Source organism: Rhodopirellula maiorica SM1 (genome assembly GCF_000346295.1).
Classification (GTDB): domain Bacteria; phylum Planctomycetota; class Planctomycetia; order Pirellulales; family Pirellulaceae; genus Novipirellula; species Novipirellula maiorica.
The window spans coordinates 1-6,073 of the sequence record NZ_ANOG01000815.1 but is presented as its reverse complement, the minus strand read 5'-3'; the positions used below and the strand labels follow the sequence as shown (position 1 = coordinate 6,073).

At 54.4% G+C, this 6,073-nt stretch carries 4 protein-coding genes; 2 read left to right on the top strand and 2 right to left on the bottom strand.

Annotation, left to right across the window (positions count from 1 at the left end; genetic code table 11):
- The first annotated feature begins 390 nt into the window (after positions 1–390).
- Entirely contained in the window at positions 391–1,932 is a 1,542-nt protein-coding gene (locus tag RMSM_RS26645; RefSeq protein WP_236622312.1) for a cytochrome-c peroxidase, read from the top strand.
- 346 nt (positions 1,933–2,278) lie between these two features.
- Complete coding sequence (locus tag RMSM_RS26635) at positions 2,279–3,928, top strand: BBP7 family outer membrane beta-barrel protein (protein WP_008704096.1); 1,650 nt, start codon at positions 2,279–2,281, stop codon at positions 3,926–3,928.
- A 4-nt stretch (positions 3,929–3,932) separates the two neighbouring features.
- On the opposite strand, the gene RMSM_RS26630 is transcribed toward RMSM_RS26635, so the two are convergent.
- Both RMSM_RS26630 and RMSM_RS26625 read right to left on the bottom strand, forming a co-directional pair.
- Complete coding sequence (locus RMSM_RS26630) at positions 3,933–4,754, bottom strand: SDR family oxidoreductase (RefSeq protein ID WP_008704095.1); 822 nt, start codon at positions 4,752–4,754, stop codon at positions 3,933–3,935.
- Positions 4,755–4,787: 33 nt separating this feature from the next.
- Positions 4,788–5,564, bottom strand: a complete 777-nt coding sequence (locus RMSM_RS26625) for a DUF6655 family protein (RefSeq protein WP_144057983.1) — start codon at positions 5,562–5,564, stop codon at positions 4,788–4,790.
- Between the last annotated feature and the right edge of the window lie 509 nt (positions 5,565–6,073).

The window sequence follows — 6,073 nt, the reverse complement described above, 5'->3', positions numbered from 1 at the left end:
GAGTCACAGGCGTAAAATCTGGTTCTACGGACTTGTTTGACGGAACGATTCGCCCCGAATGAATAGCCTGGAACGAATAGTCCGGATGTCGACGACCCGTTTTGCGTTCCGCTGCAATTGTACCCGACACGTCCCGCTGAGGGGCAGGTGGCGAGACAACAAAATGAGTTTGAGTTTCGCCAGGGCTCCATTCTGTTGAGCATCCGTTCTGTTAAGCATCCTTCATGATTGGGACCACCGAGACGATCCCACCCCTCTGATTTCAAGCATGTGAATTCAAAATTGCACGCACGTATTGTCGTCCTACACCATGGTGAAGTGCTTGGAAAAGGTAGTTATACTAAGACAACCTACCTAAACCCCCCTGCGAATAATCGAGAGACGCCGCTGATGCGACCTTCTACCTACCAACAAAAATTTTGTTCCCCGTTTGCCTGGGTGTCCCGGCTTACCCTGCTGTCGTCGAGCTTCTGTTTATTGAGCTTTGGCTTGCTGCATACGAACAGTTGGGCGGAAGAATCCGTCTCGGCGGCACCCCGATCGAACGAAGTCACGCTGGGTCAGGGGAATTTGTTGACGGGGATTCCCGGCGAAGGTGATTTGACGGCGGCAGAGCTGAAACTTTGGCTCGCCAAGCCCGAAAATCATGAGGAATTAAAAGTCAAGTTGCCACTCGGACTCGATGCAGCCAGTGCGAACGTGTTCATCCCCGAAGACAACCCGATGACGCGAGCCAAGATCGAGCTGGGACGTCAATTGTATTTTGATCCCCGCTTGTCATCCGACAGCACCGTGTCATGTGCGTCGTGCCACGATCCCGACCAAGGCTACGCTGCGAACACACAATTTGGTGTTGGCGTCCGCCAACAAGAGGGGGGACGAAACTCACCTGTCTCGTACAACCGGATTGTTAGCAAGGCACAGTTCTGGGATGGACGCGCCGCAACACTCGAAGAACAAGCGGTTGGGCCGATCGCGAATCCGATCGAAATGGGCAACACCCACTCGGGATGTGTCGAGTGCTTGTCGGGGATCGCAGGTTACAAGTTGCAGTTTGATGCAATTTTCGAGGATGGGTTGAATATCGACAACGTTGGCAAGGCGCTGGCGTCATTCGAACGCGCCATCGTTACCGGTCCTGCCCCTTATGACTACTACGCTCCGCTGGTCCGTTTCGAGGAAACGTTCGCGGATGATCTAGAGTATCTCGACGAAGAACCAGAGTTGAAGAAGCAGTATGACGCGTTGAAGCAGGGGGTGGCCGAACATCCGATGAGCGAGTCGGCCAAACGAGGAATGAAGTTGACGTTCGGGAAAGCTAATTGCACGGCGTGTCATGCCGGTGGCAACTTTACCGACGAACAGTACCACAATCTCGGTGTTGGGATGGCAGCCGAGAAACCAGACCTCGGCCGATTCGAAATCAGCAAAGACGAGAAGGATCGTGGGGCGTTCAAGACACCCACGATGCGAAACGTCGCTGCGTCGCCCCCGTACATGCACGACGGAAGCCAAAAAACGACTCGAGGAAGTGGTCGAGTGGTACGATCGCGGCGGACATCCGAATCAATGGCTGAGCGACAAGATCAAGCCGCTGAAGTTGACGGAACAGGAAAAGGCCGATCTGGTCGCATTTATGGTCGAAGGTTTGACCGGCGATTTTCCACCGATCCAGCAAGGCCGTTTTCCAGAGTAAGCGTGTCTGATGCCACCCGTAGCAAAGTCGCGAAGACTTTCGACCTCGTTGCGATAATAAGCCGTGACGCGTCAGAGAACGTCCGGCTTAGGCCAGAGGCCGATATATCCTCTGCCGTGGCCGTAAGGCCACGGGATGTAGCGAATGAGCTGCAAAGGCCGGAGGCCGACACAATGACTGATGTAAATGTGTCGGCCTCCGGCCTTGGATTTGCTGCATTCCAAACCGGTGGTTAACACCACCGGCATGAATTGTACCGGCCTCCGGCCTTAAAAAAAGAACGAATGCGAGTTGTTAGAGTCACCCTAAGCCGGACGTTCTCGTCAGCGGCCGGGGGGCCACTCGCGTGTTCCCCGAGGGCCTTTCGGCCCGTACCAGTGGGAGCGGAGGACCGATGACAGGCTGGAAGCCTATCCTACTTGACAGGCTGGAAGCCTATCCTACGGCCTCACAATCCGAATAACCGTTAAAGCTTTCCAGAATTGCTCAACCGGCACGATTGGAATTGTCGAAACATTCACTAGGGTCGCTGTGTACTCAGCGGACTGATGATGATTCGTTCAATGTGTCGGAAGATAAGCAATGAAATTGCCGCGTACGATCCGCTGTTCCGCTCTCCAGATTTCGTTTGGAGTTGCGTCGATTGCTAGCGTATTGTTGGGAACGCCTGGGTTGCAGGCTCAAGTACGCACGAAAAAGCCGGATCGTGGCGTCTATGAGCCGCCAACGGTCACAAAGTCGGCTACCCAGTCGAATTCGCGACTGATTCCGGTTCCGATCGAAGACGTTCATGGCAACGTCGTGGAATCGAGTGACGTTGATGCCGGTGACGATTCGCCAGCGACGGCGCCACAATTGCTATCACGCCGTGCGAAACTGCAACAAGTCAGCCACAATGATGTCGTGTTGATGGACCCGACGCCTCACGACGGCGGCCAGCAAGAAATCATCGTCGAAAACGACGCTTGGCCGGCACCGATTGAAACTTGGTCCGAAGGCGAACCCTATTACGAAGGCGGGTACGGAGACGTCGGGTATGGGGACGTCGGGTATGGGGACGTCGGTTGCGGTGTCGAAAGTTGTGCTTCGTATGGCTGTGACGGCTTTGGATGCGACTCGATGGGTTGCAATCACTGCGGCCCCGGACACTGGGCGAACGCCAACTTGGTGTTCCGCCGCGACCGTTGGTTTGCCAATTTTGAGTTGCTGCTGATGTTCCGCAGCGGTGATTATTTACCGCCGCTGTTTACCACCGGTCCCGAATCGGCTACCAACCCGGGGCAACTCGGTCAGGCGTCGACTCGAATCTTGGCGGGTGGCGGTGAGTACCTGAATGAACTTACCGCCGGAGGTCGATTGACCGTGGGCACATGGCTTGACGATTGCCGGTCGCGAAGCATGGTGTTTCGCGGTTGGGCGACAGGCGATGAGACCTATAATTTCAGTGCCGACCAATCAACGACTTCCGTGATCACACGACCTTTCTTGAATGTCACCACCGGCCAAACGGCGAGCCAAGACACGCAAGTTGTCGCGACACCTGGGTTCACCAATTCGGGATTTGCAAACGTGCATGCTTCGAGCAGCGTGTACGGAGGCGACCTGTCGATTCGGCAGCATGCCTATTCACGCTACGGCGGCACGGTCGATCTACTGTACGGGTACCAGTACATGCACCTGAGCGAAGATCTGGTTACCTCGAGCACGTCGACCGCGGGCGACGACAACCCTGCTCCGCTCGGCTCGGTGATCGCCATTCGCGATTCGTTCGACACAAAAAACGACTTTCACGGAGCTCAGATCGGAATTGCCACACGCTACCGCGAGGGGTGTTGGTCGTTCAACAGTTTGTTCAAAATTGCCGCTGGAAATCTGCGACGCGAAGCGACCTTGGCAGGACAGACCCAAACCAGCAATGGGCCGACGTTTACCGACCCCAATGGTTTGTTGGTTCGCAGCACCAATGCAGGAAATCGAACTGACGATACGTTCGGTTGGGTTCCCGAAATCGACCTGTCGCTGGGATGGCGTTATTTCCCACGGTTTGACGTAACGGTGGGGTATCACATCATCGCGATGACGGATGCCTTGCAAGTCTCGGGGCTGATCGACAATGATTTGGCATCGAACCTAGCGGACCCAGTTTCCGATCCGCTGCGGCCAAGTTCCAAGATGGATTACAAGACGTTTTATGTGCACGGCATCCATTTCGGACTGCAATACGTTTACTAAACTACTAAACCCATTCTTGGATCGTTGGTTTGATCACGATTTCGGGGACATGAGCTCGCGGTGGCAACTGGCAAATGGTGCCGACCAGCGCCGCGATGTCTTCGGGTTGCAAGATCGCGTCTTTGTGCTCTTGTGTGACCGCCACCGGCCGGTTGTCCAGGATCGGTGTGTTGACTTCACCGGGATAGACGTTCGTCACTCTCACGCCTTCGTTGCGGACTTCGTTTGACACGGCAGTGCCGAGAGCGGTCATCGCAAACTTGCTGGCACAGTAAACCACGCCGCCAAGCGAGATAGCGCGTTTGCCTGCGATCGACGAGATATTGATGATAACGCCATCACGACGTTCACGCATTTGCGGCAACACTTCGAGCATGCAGCGGTACGCACCGGAGGCGTTGATTTGCATGACACGATCCCAGTCTTCGGGAATCATCGCAGCCATGGTGCGATTTTGAATATTGATTCCCGCGCTGTTCACCAAGATGTCGACCTCGCCCGCTTGATCGCGAACAAAGGCAAAGAAGGCGGCGATGCTGTTGGGATCGGCGACATCGATGGCGTGAGTCCGCACAGGATGTTCGCTTGAAATCGACTTGGCTAACGTCTCGAGCGGTTCGGTGCGACGTCCGCCAACAACGACTTTGGCGCCCGCGGTGGCCAGTTCTCGCGCGATCCCCGCGCCAATTCCCGTCCCGCCGCCTGTAATCGCAACGACTTTGCCTGCTAAGTTTGACACGATGCTAATCCCAATGAAGTTTGTTGTTTGATGATGCAATACGTTCAACCATGGACCGGAGAACCGTTCCATGATTGGATCAAGCATCTTAACAAACGACTTGGATTCTTACATGCCGCGTTAGCGATTGAAGTATTCAGGCATGGCCGGCGTTTCCGCAATTTGTGCGGCGGGGGTTGATGGTGAACCCATGACCGCGTCTTTGCGATCCATGATCGTGATAGGCGTCGTTTTCGCAACTTTGCTTTTGTTGATGATGCTGCCACCGACGCCGTTGTAACCGACCGCCTTTTGGCGTTGGTCGATCACCGAACCGCTGCGAAACGGTCCAACGCCCAACACGTAAGTGTCATTATTGTGGGTCAATGCGGTCGATTCACCGCCGGCCCCCAGAGCGACACCGGTTTTCGCGTCGTAGCAAACCAGCCCGATTTTGGCGGTTCCCATTTGAGTGTTTCGCGAGGCGAGCTTGATCTCAGGAAGTTCGATTGGTAACCCAGGCATGCCTAGCGCGGGAATCCCGACGTAGCTTTCTTGTGTATCGGTTCCAACGCCCCCGCTGCGCGGTTCGAGCACGACGTCCGCTTTGTCGATCGCCGTCACCAAATGACCGCCTGATTCAAAGACTTTGTGGCGAAGTGTGCCCACCAAGTATGCTTTGTCGACCGAATCGAGGTACTTTTCGTCGATGAAGACTTTGTAGCCCGCCAATTCGTTGAACTGAACGTTCGAGAACGCACGATCAATCGCGGCCGAGATCAAGATTTGTTCGGTACCAGTCCGCGCGGTGTTAGAGGTCTTGGTCGAGGCGCATCCAATCGCCAAAACGCTAGTGCTGCAGGTCAGCCCCGCAAGGACAGCGTTCTTCCAAGTCGATCGAGTGGGTTTGGTATTCATGCGTAAAATCATCCAACTGAATTAATCTTGCTAGCATTTCATCCGATCGCTGCTAGTCACGCGCCCGCCTGGGTGGGGTGTTATGGTTGTTCGGACTTCATAACGGATTGTCGTTACTGAACACTAGGCCATCATTGCATTCTGCCTTTAGCCCGCAGTTTGCCTATTTTGCGTTTATTGCGTTGGCACCAGGAAAATAAAGTCGATCGAGTGGTTTTTCGGACTTTGTAAATGGGTTTCCGGGTACTTCGAGGATTTCACGCAGTTAAGTTCGGTGAAATGGGGGGATTAATAAGTTTGGCGATCTGCTGTTTTCCGAATTTCCGATGTATGCTTCTGTAATAGAGGAAAAAACGAAACGGTATAATGGCAGCCGCATGAAAACTTTGATTTAAAGAATTTGATCTTAGGCTCGCTGCACTCTTCTAGACGTTGTGGACAATGCCCCGTCCACAGCGACTCGAGGGGGTGTGGCGAGCCCAGGATCAAAGTGGTGCTGATACAAAATG